Consider the following 15,298-nt stretch of genomic DNA (forward strand, 5'->3'; position numbering starts at 1 on the left):
CAATGCGTAAAACTGTGCATGGTGTAGAAAATAAGCAAATATAGAACTTAATATTGAGAATAAGCGAAGTTAATGGTAGAATTAAATCAGCTTAAAAAGCAACAAAATAGAAAAAACATGAAATGTAAAGTTGCAAGTAAAGTGATCGCAGCCTCAATGGCAGTAGCAATGGTTATAACAATGGCTGGATGTGGAAGTAGCGGGAAAAAGGTTGAAGCAACAAAGATTGATGTGACTTTTGACCAGATCGAGTTCAGAAAGGATTACACAGATATTAAAGCAGACCTGAAGTTCCTTACTCATAAGACAGACGTCGTGGATACAAAGTTCAAAGAGTATGTAGAAGAGTTCCAGAAACTATACCCGAATGTAAACTTCAAATATGGAAATCAGACATTTGGAATCCCATCCATGGCGAATGTACAGGGAATTGTTTACAACTGTTACTTGTATTTCCATCAAATGGAAGGCACGAAAAAGCCAGTAAAATGTATCTGAAATATGTCTCATTTGTCGTTTAACTCATATAATTGGAGAAAATGCAGATGCGAAAAAGAACAGATAACTGGTGAAAAACAGACTGGAGGAAAAACAAATGAAAGATGTAAGTTTAAAAAGACTGAAAGATTGCATGAAAAGAGCTGAAGAAGGAGAAGAACTTACGATTGGATTTTTAGGTGGATCGATCACACAGGGAAGTCTTGCGACAACAATGGAGAATACGTATGCTTATCGTGTGTTTACGTGGTGGAAGCAGACGTTCCCAAAAGCAAACGTTCATTATGTGAATGGAGGAATCGGCGGAACAACTTCTCATTACGGAGTTTCCAGAGCAGTGACAGATGTATTAATGTATCAACCAGATTTTATAGTTGTTGATTTTAGTGTAAATGATGAGGCAGACATATTTTTCCAGGAAACGTATGAAGGAGTTGTCAGAAAACTGTTAAGCTGGGATTCAAAACCGGCAGTGGTTCTTTTGAATAATGTTTTTTATGATACTGGTCTGAATGCGCAGGAATATCATAACGAAGTTGGAAACTGGTATCAGGTGCCACATGTGAGTGTAAGAGATACGATTTATCAGCGAATGAAGGCTGGTGAATATATAAGGGAAGAACTTACACCAGATGGACTTCATCCAAATGATAAAGGACACAAACTTGTTGCAGAAGAAATTGAAAAATTCCTTGAAAGCGTGAAAGCAGAATTAGAAGTTGAGGAAAAAGAACCTGTTTTTCCGAAGGCAATGACGGAGAATGCATACGAGAATGCAAAACGCCTGACAATCCGTGAAATTTCACCAAAACTTTGCGGATTTCATGCAGATACGGAAGAGAAAACAGGACATCTTGATCATTTTAAAAATGGATGGATCGGAAAAAAAGCCGGGGATTCTATTCATTTTGAGGTGACTGCTTCCTGCATTGCAGTGCAGTATAGAAAAACAATACAGCTTCCTGCAGCAAGAGCAGAGCTTGTGTTAGATGGTGATAAAGAAAAATCTATCCTTTTGGATGGGAATTTCGATGAGGACTGGGGAGATTGTTTGTACCTTGAGAAAGTATTGCACCATGGAGAAAAGAAAATTCATACGGTAGATATAACAATTCTTCCGGAAGAGGTAACGGATACAACTCCATTTTATCTGATGTCATTAATTATTGCATAAGATTTTTGAAGGAGAGGATGCCGGAGATTGAGACAGCAGCACTTGGAAATGAAGCAGGAATGATCGGTGCAGCAAGTTTACTGTAAAATATGGAGGGGATAAGATGAGAATTAATCCTGATAATAAAAAAATACGTTATAGCGGAAGGATCGACTGGAGAAATCCAAAAGAACCGATTTGGGTCTATCCATGTACATCAGCAGAGTTTAAATTCACAGGAAAATACCTGAAAATTTTCTTAAAAAACAAAAATGAATATTGGCAGAATTATCTTGGATGTATTTTAGATGGAGTGCAGTTGTGTTATTATCTGGATAACAAGAAAGAGAATGAAATAGAGATTCGTGTTCCGGAGAATGAAAATGGAGAACATCATGTCCTTTTCTTTAAACGTCAGGATTCTTGCCATGAGATGCACATCCTTGGATTTGAAATTGAAGACGGAGCAAAATTATTGGAACTTCCGGATGCACAGACAAGAAAAATTGAAGTTTACGGAGATTCTGTATCAGCAGGAGAAGTGACAGAAGCAGTGGATTATACAGGAAAGACGGATCCTGAACATCAGGGCGGTTATTCTAACAGCTGGTATTCCTATGCATGGATGACAGCACGTATGCTGAATGCACAGATCCATGATATCGCACAGGGCGGAATTGCATTACTGGATGGACAAGGCTGGTTCCATGAGCCGAATCAGCTTGGAATGGAAAGTGCCTGGAATAAAATCCGCTTTAATAAAACATTTGGTGAACTGACAGAATGGGATTTTAATCAGTATACACCGCAGGTTGTTGTCGTGGCAATTGGCCAGAATGATAATCATCCGTTTGATTACATGTCAGAAGACTATATGTGTGAGAAAGCAATTCTTTGGAGAGAACACTATACAGAATTTTTAAAAAAACTGCGTCAGGTATATCCGAAAGCATCGGTCATCTGCTGTACGACATTGCTTGAGCATGACAGTTCTTGGGACAAAGCAATTGACGATGTAGTGGTTTCTATGGGAGACAGTAAGATTTCCCATTGTATCTTTAAAAGAAACGGAGCAGCGACTCCAGGACATCTCAGAATTCCAGAAACCTATGAGATGGCGAGAGAACTTGCTGATTATATAGAGAATCTGGGAATCGAGGAATGGAAATAATTAGAATAGTAGAGTAATAAGAGGAAGAAAGCATCAGAAAATTTTGTCTGGGGTGCAGCAACAAGTGCATATCAAATTGAAGGTGCAGTAAAAGAAGATGGAAAAGGTGAACACATCTGGGACGTGTATACAAAAGAACCGGGGAAAGTATATTCCGGTCATACCGGCGAAGCAGCGTGTGATCATTATCACAGATATGATTTTCTTGCAAGATATTTGCGAGAACTGAGAAAAGCAGCAGAGGAAGCGGATATCAGAGGATATTTCCAGTGGTCTTTGATGGATAATTTTGAATGGGCCAAAGGTTACTCAGATCGATTTGGACTCGTATATGTGGACTACAGAAATCAAGAGAGAATTATGAAAGATTCCGCATTCTGGTATAAACACGTGATAGAAACAAACGGAGCAGAACTATAAATGGAAATAAAAGATCCCTTTTGGGGTTTATTTAGTAGCGTTAATAATAAATGCTTGACAATTTATAAGGAGTGGTGTAGGGTAAAGGTGTCAAAGGAATTTCACCGGATCGGGTGTAATTCCGTTCACTATCCTATACGAAAAGAAGAGGTATTCATGATGAAAGAATTAAAGCCAATCAAAGAGGGTAAGGTACGCGAGATTTATGATAACGGCGACAGCCTGATCATGGTAGCAACCGACCGTATTAGCTGTTTTGATGTCATTCTGAACAATGTGGTAACAAAAAAAGGTACCGTTCTGACCCAGATGTCCAAATTCTGGTTCGATCTGACAGAAGACATCCTTCCGAATCATATGATCTCTGTAGACGTAAAAGACATGCCGGAATTTTTCCAGCAGGAGAAATTTGACGGAAACAGCATGATGTGCCGTAAGCTGGAAATGCTTCCTATCGAGTGCATTGTCCGCGGCTACATTACCGGAAGCGGCTGGGCAAGCTATCAGAAAACAGGAAAAGTATGTGGCATCGAGCTTCCGGAAGGATTAAAAGAATCTGACAAGCTTCCTGAGCCAATCTACACTCCGTCCACAAAGGCTGAAATCGGAGATCATGACGAAAATATCTCTTATGAGCAGAGCATCGCCCATCTGGAAAAATACTTCCCGGGAAAAGGAGCCGAGTATGCAGAGAAGCTTCGCGACTACACCATCGCTCTGTATAAAAAATGTGCCGATTATGCTTTAAGCAAAGGCATTATCATTGCAGACACAAAATTTGAGTTTGGTCTCGATGAAAACGGAAATATCGTAATCGGCGACGAGATGCTGACTCCGGACAGCTCCCGCTTCTGGCCTGCAGATGGTTATGAACCAGGCCATGGTCAGCCATCTTTTGACAAACAGTTCGCGCGCGACTGGCTCAAAGCCAACGATGGAAACCACAACTGGACTCTGCCGCAGGAAATCGTAGACAAGACGATCGAGAAATATCTTCAGGCATATGAGATGCTGACAGGAAAACCGCTGGCATAAAGAACATCATAGTGTTAAAAAGCTACAGGAGGCAGGTTCTGCCTCCTGTTTTTGCATATTTTGTGATAAGATCAGTTGATAATCTGATACTCAAATGCGTGAAACATGTGATATAATGGGAAGAAAGACAGGATGCGAAGGAGGAAATACGATATGAAAATTGCTGCTGCAATTGAAAAAATGACAGATTTTTATAAGGGAAATATTCATGATATTTATCATTTTCTGAAGGTATGGGCCTTTGCAAAGAACATCGGCGAGGCGGAAGGACTGGATCCAAAAACACAGGAAACGCTGGAGATGGCAGCTGTTGTCCATGATATTGCCTGCCCGCTGTGTCGGGAAAAATACGGAAACACCAGCGGAAAGCATCAGGAAGAGGAAAGTGCGCCGCTCGTTGCAGAATTTTTCAAAGATGTACCGGCAGGAGAACTGGATGTCGAACGCATCACATGGCTGGTTACGCATCATCATACCTATACAAATGTAGAGGGAATGGATTACCAGATCCTGCTGGAAGCCGATTTTCTAGTCAATGCCGGCGAGAGCGAATATTCAAAACAGGCGATTGAAAATTTCTGCAGAAAAGTATTTCGGACGGAAGCGGGAACGCATCTGTTGAAGAGTATGTTTCTGGAGAAGGAATAAGGTCATGAAGTGTGACATCCTCCCCCACCTCTACAGGTGGTGGAGGATGTCACTTTTACAGCAGGACAGCCGGGGTCATTTAACCTTTATGGCGGTCAACCGGGACATCCCGAAGTATCTGGATGCTACCTTATGGAACAGGGGATTTGTGGATACAAACGGCAAATACTATGAGCTTTGGAATGCGCAGGCACAGTATTATACGGAGTAAAATTTTGGCAATCTGTCGGCAGAAGCCATTCACAGAGAGATTGACGGTACACTGAAACGGCTGGGAACAGATTATCTGGATCTGTATATCATTCACCATTTTGACTACGAAACTCCGATTGAGGAAACAATGGAAGCCCTGAATGTATGACCGCACTGGCATGGCAATGGGCGAAGGGAGTCAGCTCCCCGATTATCGGTGCGACCAAGGCGGCGTATCTGGAAGATGCGGTAAAAGCCTTCGCTGTAACATTAACTGATGACGACATCGCGTATCTCGAAGAACCGTATATACCGCACCGAATCGTTGGTGCCATTGATCACAATCTGGCAGATAGGGTTATGCTGCTGGATGAAAAGAAATAATTGTTTCGTAAAAAACTATGGCATGTAAAACGCCGTTAGACTTGTTGTAGTCTGACGGCGTTTTGCGTTAGGAAGCTCTTTGAAGAAACATCTATATTATTTCGTTTCCTGTCCCGCTTTCTTCCGGAACAGTTCTTTTCCACAGCTGATGACAATGATGACACCAAGAACCATCAGCAGAATGGCGATGATGAGCTGCAGTCCCTCAACGAGGAAGACAGCGGTTCCTGCTCCATACGCTTTTACAAGTGCGATGACACGCTCTACCAGTGCGGTAAAGGTGACGCAGAGCATGATGATAAGCGGCGGGAACAGGGTTCTGTTTTCACGGCCGGTGACTTTCAGGAAGACACAGAGCGTGATCAGAACGAGTGCACTCAGCATCTGGTTTGCACTTCCGAACAGCGGCCAGATATTGGCATATCCGATCTGGGTCAGGATGTAGCCGCAGAGCAGAGTAACAATGGTAGAGAAATATTTATTGCAGAGCAGCTTTCTCCATCCGGCAGCATGTTCCATATCATCGACAGTGAACAGTTCCTGGAAGGACATACGGCCGATTCGTGCAACAGAGTCAAGACTGGTAAGTGCCAGCGCCGATACACACATCGTCATGAAGCACTGTGCTCCGTATACCGGGATGCCGAACATTTCCAGAAATCCGGCAACACCGGAAGAAAAGATCGCAAATGGCGTTCCGACAGCAGCCGTACCGTCTGCAGAAGCAGCAGCACCGGCAACGCAGAGGGCGAGGACGGCAAGCAGGCTCTCCAGAACCATAGCTCCGTATCCGACTTTCTGCATATCTTTTTCATTCGCAATGGTTTTCGAAGAGGTTCCAGACGATACCAGGCTGTGGAATCCGGAAACAGCACCACAGGCAACGGTGACAAACAGGATCGGGAACAGATCTCCGGATGTCGCATTGTGGAATCCGGTATACATTGGAAGATTCATTTTCGGGTGTGCAACAACAAGTCCGACAACAGCGCCAAGGATCATGCCGGCAAACATAAAGGTTGTCATAAAGTCACGCGGCTGCATCAGAAGCCACATCGGAAGGACAGCGGCAAGAAAGATGTAGGCAAATACCAGATAAGTCCAGGTTGCTTTGCTTGTTACAAGCGGTACATTCATGCCGATTGCAAAGGCTGCAACGGTGCAGGCAAGGCCGAGTACCATTTCTTTCCAGCCTTTCCACTGCAGTTTTTTCTGGAGCAGTCCGAAGACAACAGCAAAAGCGATAAACAGCAGGGAGATGCTTCCGGCAGCGCCGTTTACAGTTGCCTGGGCAGAAAGCTTTGTGACGCCGTCAACCGTTTCGTAAGCATTAAATGTTCCGGCAACCATATCTGCAAAGGCGGCGATAACGATCAGTGTAAAGAGCCAGCAGAAGAGAAGAAACAGTTTCTTTCCTGTTTTGCCGATGTATTTCTCAATGAGAAGTCCCATGGATTTTCCTTCATTTTTGACACTCGCATACAGCGCGCCGAAATCAGTAACAGCGCCAAAGAAGATGCCGCCGATCAGGATCCATAAAAGGACGGGAACCCATCCAAAGACAGCGGCCTGAATGGCACCGGTGACAGGGCCTGCACCTGCGATTGAAGAAAACTGATGGGCGAATACGGTCCATCCATCGGTAGGGACGTAATCCTGACCGTCATTTTTTGCAACGGCAGGTGTTTTTGCTTTGGGATCGATGCCCCATTTCTTTGCCAGCCAGCTTCCGTAGAAGGTATAACCTGCTATCAGACATACGGCGGCGATCAGTACAATAACCAACGTGTTCATAATAAAATTCCTCCTCGTTCAAAAATGATATTTCCAGTTTACATGGATTTCAAATGGAAAAAGAAAAGGGAAAAGGCAATTGTGTTGGTATGCTTGGAAACAAAAAAAGCTTCGTCTCCCTGACTTATGCAAGAAGACGAAGCTTTCAAAAAACGCTCCGCGTTACCACTTCTAATTATCGGCTGTTCCTTTTGGTCGATCACTCAGACAAGATCCCCGAAACCATTTGATACACTTTCCGGTGAATCTCTTCTCTGCTAACGGTGAGAGGCCGGTCCGGACTACTTTCCATTTCTGGTTTCGTCTGTACAGCTCACAGGGGATTGTTCTTTGGGATACCTGCCATCTCGCACCAGCCGATGGTTCTCTGCAAAGGTTCACCCGAAAAATGTTGTCCTGCTCATTGCTTTTTTCTGATCCCTTTTTTCTTTTGAACACTTTGCATTATAGTCTCATTTTTCGGTTTGTCAAGCAATTTTTAAAAAAATATCATGTCTTTTCCCTGAAAATAGTAAAAATCTATTTCTTGACACAGAAAAACAGAATTTTTATAATAGAAGAAAAAGCACAGAATCAGAAGGCTTCTGCGGAAAGGTGGTATTTTTGTATGGGGTATTATGACAAAGAACGTGTAAGGGGATTTTTGCACAATCAGGACGGTATTATTGTGAATGATTTCGGAGAAGAGGTGATTCTCCGTGGCTGGGGCATGGGAAACTGGGATAATCCGGAAGGATTTATGCTCGGCACCCAGAGCGGCTTTGGACTGTTCGAGCCTGGAAAATATGCGCCGATGGGACGCATGGACCGTGGAAGAAGTATGGACCAGATTCTACGGGAGACCTGCGGAACGAAATATGCGGAGGAGTTCTGGAAACGCTGGAGACGGCTGTATCTGACGGAGGAGGATATTGCACTTCTCTCCAGACGCGGTTACAATTCCGTGCGTCTGCCGATCCGCGCAGGAAGCTTTCTGTATGAGGAGCCGGGGATTACGTATAATGAAGATTCCTTTGCCATGCTGAATGATGTTCTCGACTGGTGTGAGACGTATCAGGTTTATGCTGTCGTAGATTTCCATGCGGCAACGGCAGGCCAGTCCGGAATTCCGTGTGATGACGGCGTGGACAATGGACAGCATCTGTATGACGATGAAGAATCGATGGAGCGGATGTTTCTTCTGATGGAAGAGTTTATGAGAAGATACAAAGACCGCTGGATCATCGGCGCATATGACTGTATCAACGAGCCGATCTCCATGACGCCGCGCCGCGAGGAGCTGACACCGAAGCTGGTCTATTTTTACGAGGAAATGATCCGCCGCTGCAGAAAGATCGACCAGAAACACTTATTTTTGCTGAATGGTACACAGTTTTCCTCTCTTACATATTTCTTTGATCATGAGTTTGACCCGGAATACCACAACTGGGGCATCAGTCTTCATGCGTATGAGATGGTTGTTCCGGAGGTAGCTTCTCTTGCCAGCGTTCTCCGTATCTGCCGGGAACAGAAGATCTGCCTGTGGATGGGCGAGACAGGAGGAAGAAATGAGCACGCATGGCAGACAACGATGTATGAGATTCTTGCCGAGTACCACGCCGGTTATAATCTGTGGTGCTGGAAAACGGTAGAGGGAGCAGGATGTGCTTCGATTCTGAACTTTAATGTTCCGGATGAATGGCATCTGATTACCGATTATGCAATTAATGGAGCTGCAAAACCGTCCTACGAGCATGCGCAGGCCATCTGGGACAGCTACCTGGAATGCCTGGCGGTCGATAAATGCAAAGAAAATACGCAGTATCATCCTTATCTGCTTCGAGAGGGCAATTTTGAGATCCCGGCGATCGGCTACAACGCGCTGCCGATGGATTCACACCGTGGTCTTAGTGATCTTCCGAATGCTACAGGATATCGTCTGTATGACCGGTTTGAATTGGTTTATGAAAAAGGATATCATCCTGAACCGGCCGGGTTTGCCGCACCGGGTCCGATCAAACATCCGAGAGATCATGTACAGCTTCAGCTGGGAGCAGGAGAATATGCTTCCTATACAATCCGTGAAAAAGAAACCTATACCGTTTCTGTAACTTACTGTGCAGACAAAAAGGTGAAGGTACAGGCAGCTATTCAGGGAGAGACTCTTTTTGAAGGGGTAATGCCTCCTGCCGGTGAGAAAGTAACTTCGGATGTTCATCCATATTTTGCATATGAAACAGCACCGAACACACTCGAACGGTTCACACTCGGTACCGTTACAGGAGAAGGCATTCTGAAAATAGAGGTTCTGGACGGATGTGCACGGTTCGGACAGATTGTGATTCGGAAAAGTGAAAAATAGCAGAACATAACGTTTCTTTATGAGAAATAAATAACAGATCTATCTGCCCGCAGGAATCAAAAAAATCCGACGGGCAGATTTTTTGATTTTTTTCAGTTTTCCATTGACAATTGCATCACTGGTGCTATAATAAAAACAAACATATGAATAAATGTTCATATGAACAGTGAAAATGAAAAAGGAGATCAAAAGCGATGAAGAAAACGTATAAGATCGATGTTGACTGCGCAAACTGTGCAAACAAAATGGAAGAGGCTGCAAAAAACACAGCAGGTGTAAAGGATGCTACCGTAAACTTTATGATGCTCAAAATGATCGTGGAGTTCGAAGACGGACAGGATCCAAAGAGCGTTATGCAGGATGTTCTGAAAAACTGCAAAAAAGTTGAGGATGACTGCGAGATCTTCCTCTAAAATAAAAAACTTTCATCGGCGGATGGAAGAAAAAGCTGGAGCAGAATAGATTCTAAAACCTGTCTGCGGTTCAGCTCGAGAAAAATCCAGTATTTTCTCTCTGGAGCAGCGGATTTGGATCTGTAAATCTCTGGGATGAAATGCTGGATTTTTTCATCCGGCGGTAAGAACAAAGGAGGCATATGTATGAATAAGAAACAGAAAAAGGTTCTCATCCGCGTCATCGTTGCATCGGTTCTTCTGATTCTCTGCGCGGTACTGCCGACAACCGGCTATGTGCGATTTGCAACCTTTATGGTTCCTTATCTGGTCATCGGATACGATATCCTGAAAAAGGCCTGGAAGGGAATCCTGAACAAACAGGTATTTGATGAAAACTTTCTGATGGCTGTTGCAACGGTCGGTGCCATTCTGCTTGGCGAGTATCCGGAGGGCGTAGCTGTTATGCTGTTTTATCAGATCGGCGAACTGTTCCAGAGCTATGCTGTCGGAAAGAGCCGCCGGAACATCAGCGAACTGATGGATATCCGCCCGGATTATGCAAATATCGAGGTAGACGGAAAACTCGAGCAGGTTGATCCGGATGAAGTTGAGGTTGGCACAATCATCGTTGTACAGCCTGGTGAAAAGATTCCGATCGATGGTGTGATCAAAGAAGGAAACACCACACTGAATACCAGTGCCCTGACCGGAGAGAGTGTTCCGCGTGACGCCCGGGATGGAGACGAAGTCATCAGCGGATGTATCAATATGTCCGGTCTGATTAAAGTAAAAACAACGAAAGAGTTTGGAGAGTCTACCGTATCCAAAATTCTGGACCTTGTGGAAAACTCCAGCTCCAAGAAATCAAGATCCGAGAACTTTATTTCCAAATTTGCGAAATACTATACACCGGCCGTCTGCTACGGTGCGCTGGCGCTGGCAATCCTGCCGCCGCTGGCACGGATGCTGTTTTTAAGTGCCGCTCCTGAGTGGAGCGTATGGATTTACCGTGCGCTGACCTTCCTGGTTATCAGCTGCCCTTGTGCACTGGTCATCAGTATTCCGCTCAGCTTCTTCGCCGGTATCGGCGGCGCAAGCCATGAAGGTGTCCTGGTGAAAGGTTCCAACTATCTGGAAACACTTTCCCAGACCAAATACGTTGTATTCGATAAAACCGGTACCATGACACAGGGTGTCTTTGAAGTAGCCGGTATTCACCATAATACGATCAGTCAGGAAGATGTTCTGGAATACGCAGCACTTGCTGAGTGTGCTTCGAGCCATCCGATCAGCAAGAGTCTGCAGAGAGCATATGGAAAACTGATCGACCGAAGCCGTGTCACGGACATCGAAGAGATCAGCGGAAACGGTGTAACAGCAAAGGTAGACGGTAAAAATGTCGCTGCCGGAAATGCAAAACTGATGGAGCGCCTTGGCGTTGATTATATCGACTGCCACAGCGTCGGCACCATCGTCCATGTTGCTGTAGACGGCAAGTATGCCGGACATATCCTGATCTGTGATATGATCAAACCGCATGCGAAAGAGGCGATTCAGGCGCTGCGGAAATCCGGTATTAAAAAGACGATTATGCTGACCGGAGACTCCAAGCGGATAGCCGATCAGGTAGCTGCAGATCTTGGAATTGATGAAGTTTACAGCGAACTGCTTCCTGGTGACAAAGTAAGTAAAGTGGAAGAGCTGCTTGCCGCAAAGACAGAAAAAGAAAAACTTGCCTTCGTAGGTGACGGCATCAACGATGCACCGGTACTGTCCCGTGCCGATATCGGTATTGCGATGGGAGCACTTGGTTCCGATGCAGCAATTGAAGCAGCTGATATCGTTCTGATGGACGACGATCCGCTCAAGATTTCCAAAGCAATTCACATTTCCAGAAAATGTATTCACATTGTTTATGAGAATATTTATTTTGCAATTGGTATCAAAGTATTGTTCCTGCTTCTGGGAGCCATCGGTATCGCTAACATGTGGATGGCAATTTTCGCAGATGTCGGAGTTATGATTCTGGCGGTTCTGAATGCAATTCGTGCTCTGTTTGTGAAAAATCTATAGAAAGACGAGGACACAAAATGGCAAAAATCAATCCGGAAGAAGCTGATCTGTGCTGTGACTCCTGTGAGGTTCATGAAAATCTGGTAAAGATTGTCAATGAGACCATGCCGGATGAAACAGAGCTTTACGATCTGGCAGAGCTTTTCAAGGTATTTGGTGATTCCACGCGGATCCAGATCCTGTTTGTCCTGTTTGAGGCAGAGGTATGCGTCTGCGACCTGGCAGAAGCACTGCACATGACACAGTCCGCAATTTCCCACCAGCTTCGCATTCTGAAGCAGAATAAGCTGGTAAAGAGCAGACGAGAAGGAAAATCGGTGTTCTACTCTCTTGCAGATGGTCATGTACGGACAATCATCGCACAGGGACAGGAGCATATTGAAGAGGATTAAAAAAAGCATAAGATAGCAGAAACGTCCCGCAGATGAGAAATTTCATTTGCGGGACGTTTCTGCTTTTCACATTCATTCTTTATTTGGTAAACCATGCTTCCCGAACATGCTGTTTTAGAAGGTTCCGTGCATTTTAGAAGCTGTTTTTTTTACTTTGTTTACATAACCGAATTATGTAAAGTATTTCTTGAATTTCATGATTTATACTCTTCGGAGTAATACGGAATGCAGAGATACATACCGTCCGTGATCTGGTTGGAACTCAGGTGATTAATCTCACGGACCTCAGCAATGTAACTGGAAATATCGGAGTATTCTTCTGTACGGTATTCTTTGGCGATGTCCCACAGTGTATCGCCGGAAGAAACGCGGATACTGGTGTAGTATTTGTAGGTTGGAGCTTTCGGCTCACTGTCTGCCTGCGTATTCTGCGGCGTGAAGTGGAAGATTAAAAGAAATGTGACGGCAGCCAGAGACAGGAGAGCGGCGGCTGCGCGGATCTGCAGTTTTCTTCTCTGGATTTTTCGTCTTTCTCTCAGTGATTTTCTTTTCTTTGCATTGGTACTCATGTAAAATTCCCCCTTGATTTGTGATAGAAGAGTAGTTGTGCTACGTGAACATTTGTTCTTTCGAATATATGTTCATTATAATAAAAGAACGTATGTTTGTCAATACAAAATACGAACAAATTTTCGAAACTTTTGTTTGCGTTCCGGTGGGATTTATGGTAAAATTTATTTGGTATATTTTAAGCAAATATCGTATAGAAAGAGGGGACTACCCTAATTCATATAAAAAACGAAACGACAGGAGGAACATACGATGGCTGGAGACAAAAATAAACTGACAGAGAAACAGAGACAGATTCTCGAATATTTAAAACAGGAAATTTTGCAGAGAGGATTCCCGCCGTCTGTGCGTGAGATCTGCGAAGCGGTTTCCCTTCGTTCTACATCCTCGGTACATGCACATCTGGAAACACTGGAGCGGAAAGGCTATATCAAACGAGATGCAACAAAACCGAGAGCCATTGAAATCTGCGATGAAGGATTCCATACCGGCCGCCTTGGTGCAATCCAGGGAATTGCATCGGAAGACACCGCATCCCAGAGTGAGGTTGCACAGATTCCGCTGATCGGCAAAGTAGCTGCCGGAGAACCGATTCTTGCGGTAGAGAATATTGAAGGATATTTCCCGATGCCGGTAGACCGTCTGCCAAACGCAGAAACGTTCCTTTTAAAGGTACAGGGCGAAAGCATGGTAAATGCAGGTATTTTAGACGGTGACCTTGTTCTTGTGGAGCAACAGGCAACTGCGGAAAATGGAGAAAAAATTGTCGCTCTGGTCAATGATTCCGCTACAGTAAAAACATTCTACAAGGAAGACGGTTATTTCCGCCTGCAGCCGGAAAACGATGAGATGGATCCGATCCTTGTGAATGATCTGCAGATCGTAGGAAAGGTAATCGGAGTATTAAGATTTTTATCCTGAAAAATAAAAGAAGAAAATAAAAAATGTTGTGAAAAAACGAACAAGAAATCGGCCTGTAAAATTCGGCGGTTTCAGAGGAAAAACCGGTGATTTCTGAAAGTAACTCTTCAACTATTCGAAAAACCTGCGTTTCCCGAATAGTTATATAGAAGAAATACTTCTTTCATTTTCCCGGTTTTCTGTTTAGAAAGGCTCATTTGCAGTTATGAAATCAAAAATTACGTATCACGAACAAACCGATATGGAAAATACACTGAAGCTCCGCGAGGTTCTGAAGACGCTTCCCTCTTTTACTTCCGAATTTTTCCGCGGCATCAGCACAACGACATCGACCAGCACACGGATCAAATATGCATATGACCTTCGGATCTTTTTTCAGTATCTGCAGAAAGAAAATCCGGAACTTGCCAAAATTCCCATGGATCAGATGTCCGTTGATGTGCTTGACCAGGTCACTGCACTTGATCTTGAGGAATACACAGAATATTTAAAGGCTTATATCGGTTCCCAGGAATCTTATACCACCAACGGGGAAAAAGGCCTGAAACGAAAATTGTCGGCACTTCGGACGTTCTATTCCTATTATTTCAAAAAGGAACTGATTGAGACAAATCCTACGCTGCTTATCGATATGCCGAAGCTCCATGAAAAAGAAATTATCCGTCTGGAGCCAAATGAGGTTGCGGAGCTTCTCGATTTTATTGAATCCTGCGGCGACGGGCTGAGCAATCATCAGCGGGCCTACTATGAAAAAACAAAGGAACGTGATTTTGCAATCATTACTCTTCTGCTTGGCACGGGAATCCGTGTGTCGGAATGTGTCGGGTTAGATATTGAGGATGTCGATTTTAAAAACAATGGCATCAAAGTGCTTCGAAAAGGTGGAAATGAAATGTTTGTCTACTTTGGAGATGAAGTTGCCGAGGCACTGAAAAAGTATATCGAAGTCCGCGCAGGTATTACGCCTGTGGCAGGACACGAACACGCACTCTTCTATTCAGCGCAGAGAAAACGGATCAACGTCAAGACGGTGGAAAATCTGGTGAAGAAATATGCGTCCCAGGTGACGACAACGAAGAAAATTACGCCGCATAAACTGCGTAGTACGTACGGTACGACGCTGTATCAGGAAACAGGCGATATTTATCTTGTTGCGGATGTCCTCGGCCATAAGGATGTCAATACGACGAAGAAACATTATGCTGCCATGGACGATGCAAGGCGCCGTCAGGCTGCCACAGCGGTACGGCTGCGGGAGTCCATGCCGGAGCATGAGGAATAAAAATATATCAGAAACCCAAAGAGGAATCA

Annotated in this window: 14 protein-coding genes and 2 pseudogenes; 14 read left to right on the top strand and 2 right to left on the bottom strand. The window is 44.3% G+C overall.

Features of this window, described 5'->3' with window-relative positions; genetic code table 11:
- Positions 1-72 precede the first annotated feature (72 nt).
- The 8 genes and pseudogenes from DW915_RS02285 to DW915_RS16520 form a co-directional block, all read left to right on the top strand.
- Positions 73-498: a hypothetical protein gene (locus DW915_RS02285; RefSeq protein WP_022462884.1), complete on the top strand. Its 426-nt coding sequence runs from the start codon at positions 73-75 to the stop codon at positions 496-498.
- A 97-nt stretch (positions 499-595) separates the two neighbouring features.
- Positions 596-1,672 (top strand): SGNH/GDSL hydrolase family protein, encoded by a 1,077-nt coding sequence (locus DW915_RS02290; RefSeq protein ID WP_118741477.1) that lies wholly within the window; start codon positions 596-598, stop codon positions 1,670-1,672.
- A 103-nt stretch (positions 1,673-1,775) separates the two neighbouring features.
- Positions 1,776-2,822 (top strand): GDSL-type esterase/lipase family protein, encoded by a 1,047-nt coding sequence (locus DW915_RS02295; protein WP_118741478.1) that lies wholly within the window; start codon positions 1,776-1,778, stop codon positions 2,820-2,822.
- A gap of 45 nt (positions 2,823-2,867) precedes the next feature.
- A pseudogene (locus tag DW915_RS16290) lies at positions 2,868-3,242 on the top strand (family 1 glycosylhydrolase); the annotation flags it as partial.
- 159 nt (positions 3,243-3,401) lie between these two features.
- Positions 3,402-4,277 (top strand): phosphoribosylaminoimidazolesuccinocarboxamide synthase, encoded by an 876-nt coding sequence (locus DW915_RS02305; protein WP_118741480.1) that lies wholly within the window; start codon positions 3,402-3,404, stop codon positions 4,275-4,277.
- Positions 4,278-4,430: 153 nt separating this feature from the next.
- The gene (locus DW915_RS02310; protein WP_022462878.1) at positions 4,431-4,925 is read left to right on the top strand and encodes an HD domain-containing protein; all 495 of its coding nucleotides are present in this window, start codon (positions 4,431-4,433) and stop codon (positions 4,923-4,925) included.
- Between the two features lie 46 nt (positions 4,926-4,971).
- Positions 4,972-5,136, top strand: coding sequence for a hypothetical protein (locus DW915_RS15670; RefSeq protein ID WP_158581002.1), 165 nt, complete (start codon positions 4,972-4,974; stop codon positions 5,134-5,136).
- Positions 5,137-5,501 (top strand): annotated as a pseudogene (locus tag DW915_RS16520) (aldo/keto reductase); the annotation flags it as partial.
- A 96-nt stretch (positions 5,502-5,597) separates the two neighbouring features.
- Here the strand turns inward: DW915_RS16520 and DW915_RS02320 are convergent.
- On the bottom strand, positions 5,598-7,295 hold the full coding sequence (locus DW915_RS02320; protein ID WP_118741481.1) for a carbon starvation CstA family protein: 1,698 nt from the start codon (positions 7,293-7,295) through the stop codon (positions 5,598-5,600).
- 607 nt (positions 7,296-7,902) lie between these two features.
- On the opposite strand from DW915_RS02320, the gene DW915_RS02325 reads away from it, so the two are divergent.
- The 4 genes from DW915_RS02325 (at position 7,903) to DW915_RS02345 (ending at position 12,496) form a co-directional block, all read left to right on the top strand.
- The gene (locus tag DW915_RS02325) at positions 7,903-9,636 is read left to right on the top strand and encodes a glycoside hydrolase family 5 protein (protein WP_158581003.1); all 1,734 of its coding nucleotides are present in this window, start codon (positions 7,903-7,905) and stop codon (positions 9,634-9,636) included.
- A gap of 194 nt (positions 9,637-9,830) precedes the next feature.
- Positions 9,831-10,049, top strand: a complete 219-nt coding sequence (locus tag DW915_RS02330; RefSeq protein ID WP_055266075.1) for a cation transporter — start codon at positions 9,831-9,833, stop codon at positions 10,047-10,049.
- A gap of 186 nt (positions 10,050-10,235) precedes the next feature.
- Positions 10,236-12,104 (top strand): heavy metal translocating P-type ATPase, encoded by a 1,869-nt coding sequence (locus DW915_RS02340; RefSeq protein WP_117508933.1) that lies wholly within the window; start codon positions 10,236-10,238, stop codon positions 12,102-12,104.
- A gap of 17 nt (positions 12,105-12,121) precedes the next feature.
- Complete coding sequence (locus DW915_RS02345; protein WP_055217845.1) at positions 12,122-12,496, top strand: ArsR/SmtB family transcription factor; 375 nt, start codon at positions 12,122-12,124, stop codon at positions 12,494-12,496.
- Between the two features lie 194 nt (positions 12,497-12,690).
- On the opposite strand, the gene DW915_RS02350 is transcribed toward DW915_RS02345, so the two are convergent.
- A complete protein-coding gene (locus DW915_RS02350) occupies positions 12,691-13,065 on the bottom strand; it encodes a LysM peptidoglycan-binding domain-containing protein (protein WP_055266071.1) in 375 nt (124 codons plus the stop codon).
- Positions 13,066-13,318: 253 nt separating this feature from the next.
- Between DW915_RS02350 and lexA the strand changes: the two genes are divergently transcribed.
- Together lexA and DW915_RS02360 are read left to right on the top strand one after the other, a co-directional pair.
- On the top strand, positions 13,319-13,987 hold the full coding sequence (gene lexA, locus DW915_RS02355) for a transcriptional repressor LexA (RefSeq protein WP_055217843.1): 669 nt from the start codon (positions 13,319-13,321) through the stop codon (positions 13,985-13,987).
- A gap of 205 nt (positions 13,988-14,192) precedes the next feature.
- Entirely contained in the window at positions 14,193-15,269 is a 1,077-nt protein-coding gene (locus DW915_RS02360; protein ID WP_022462868.1) for a tyrosine-type recombinase/integrase, read from the top strand.
- Positions 15,270-15,298 lie beyond the last annotated feature (29 nt).

The organism is Blautia sp. AM42-2 (genome assembly GCF_003480245.1).
Taxonomy (GTDB): Bacteria; Bacillota; Clostridia; order Lachnospirales; family Lachnospiraceae; genus Fusicatenibacter; species Fusicatenibacter saccharivorans.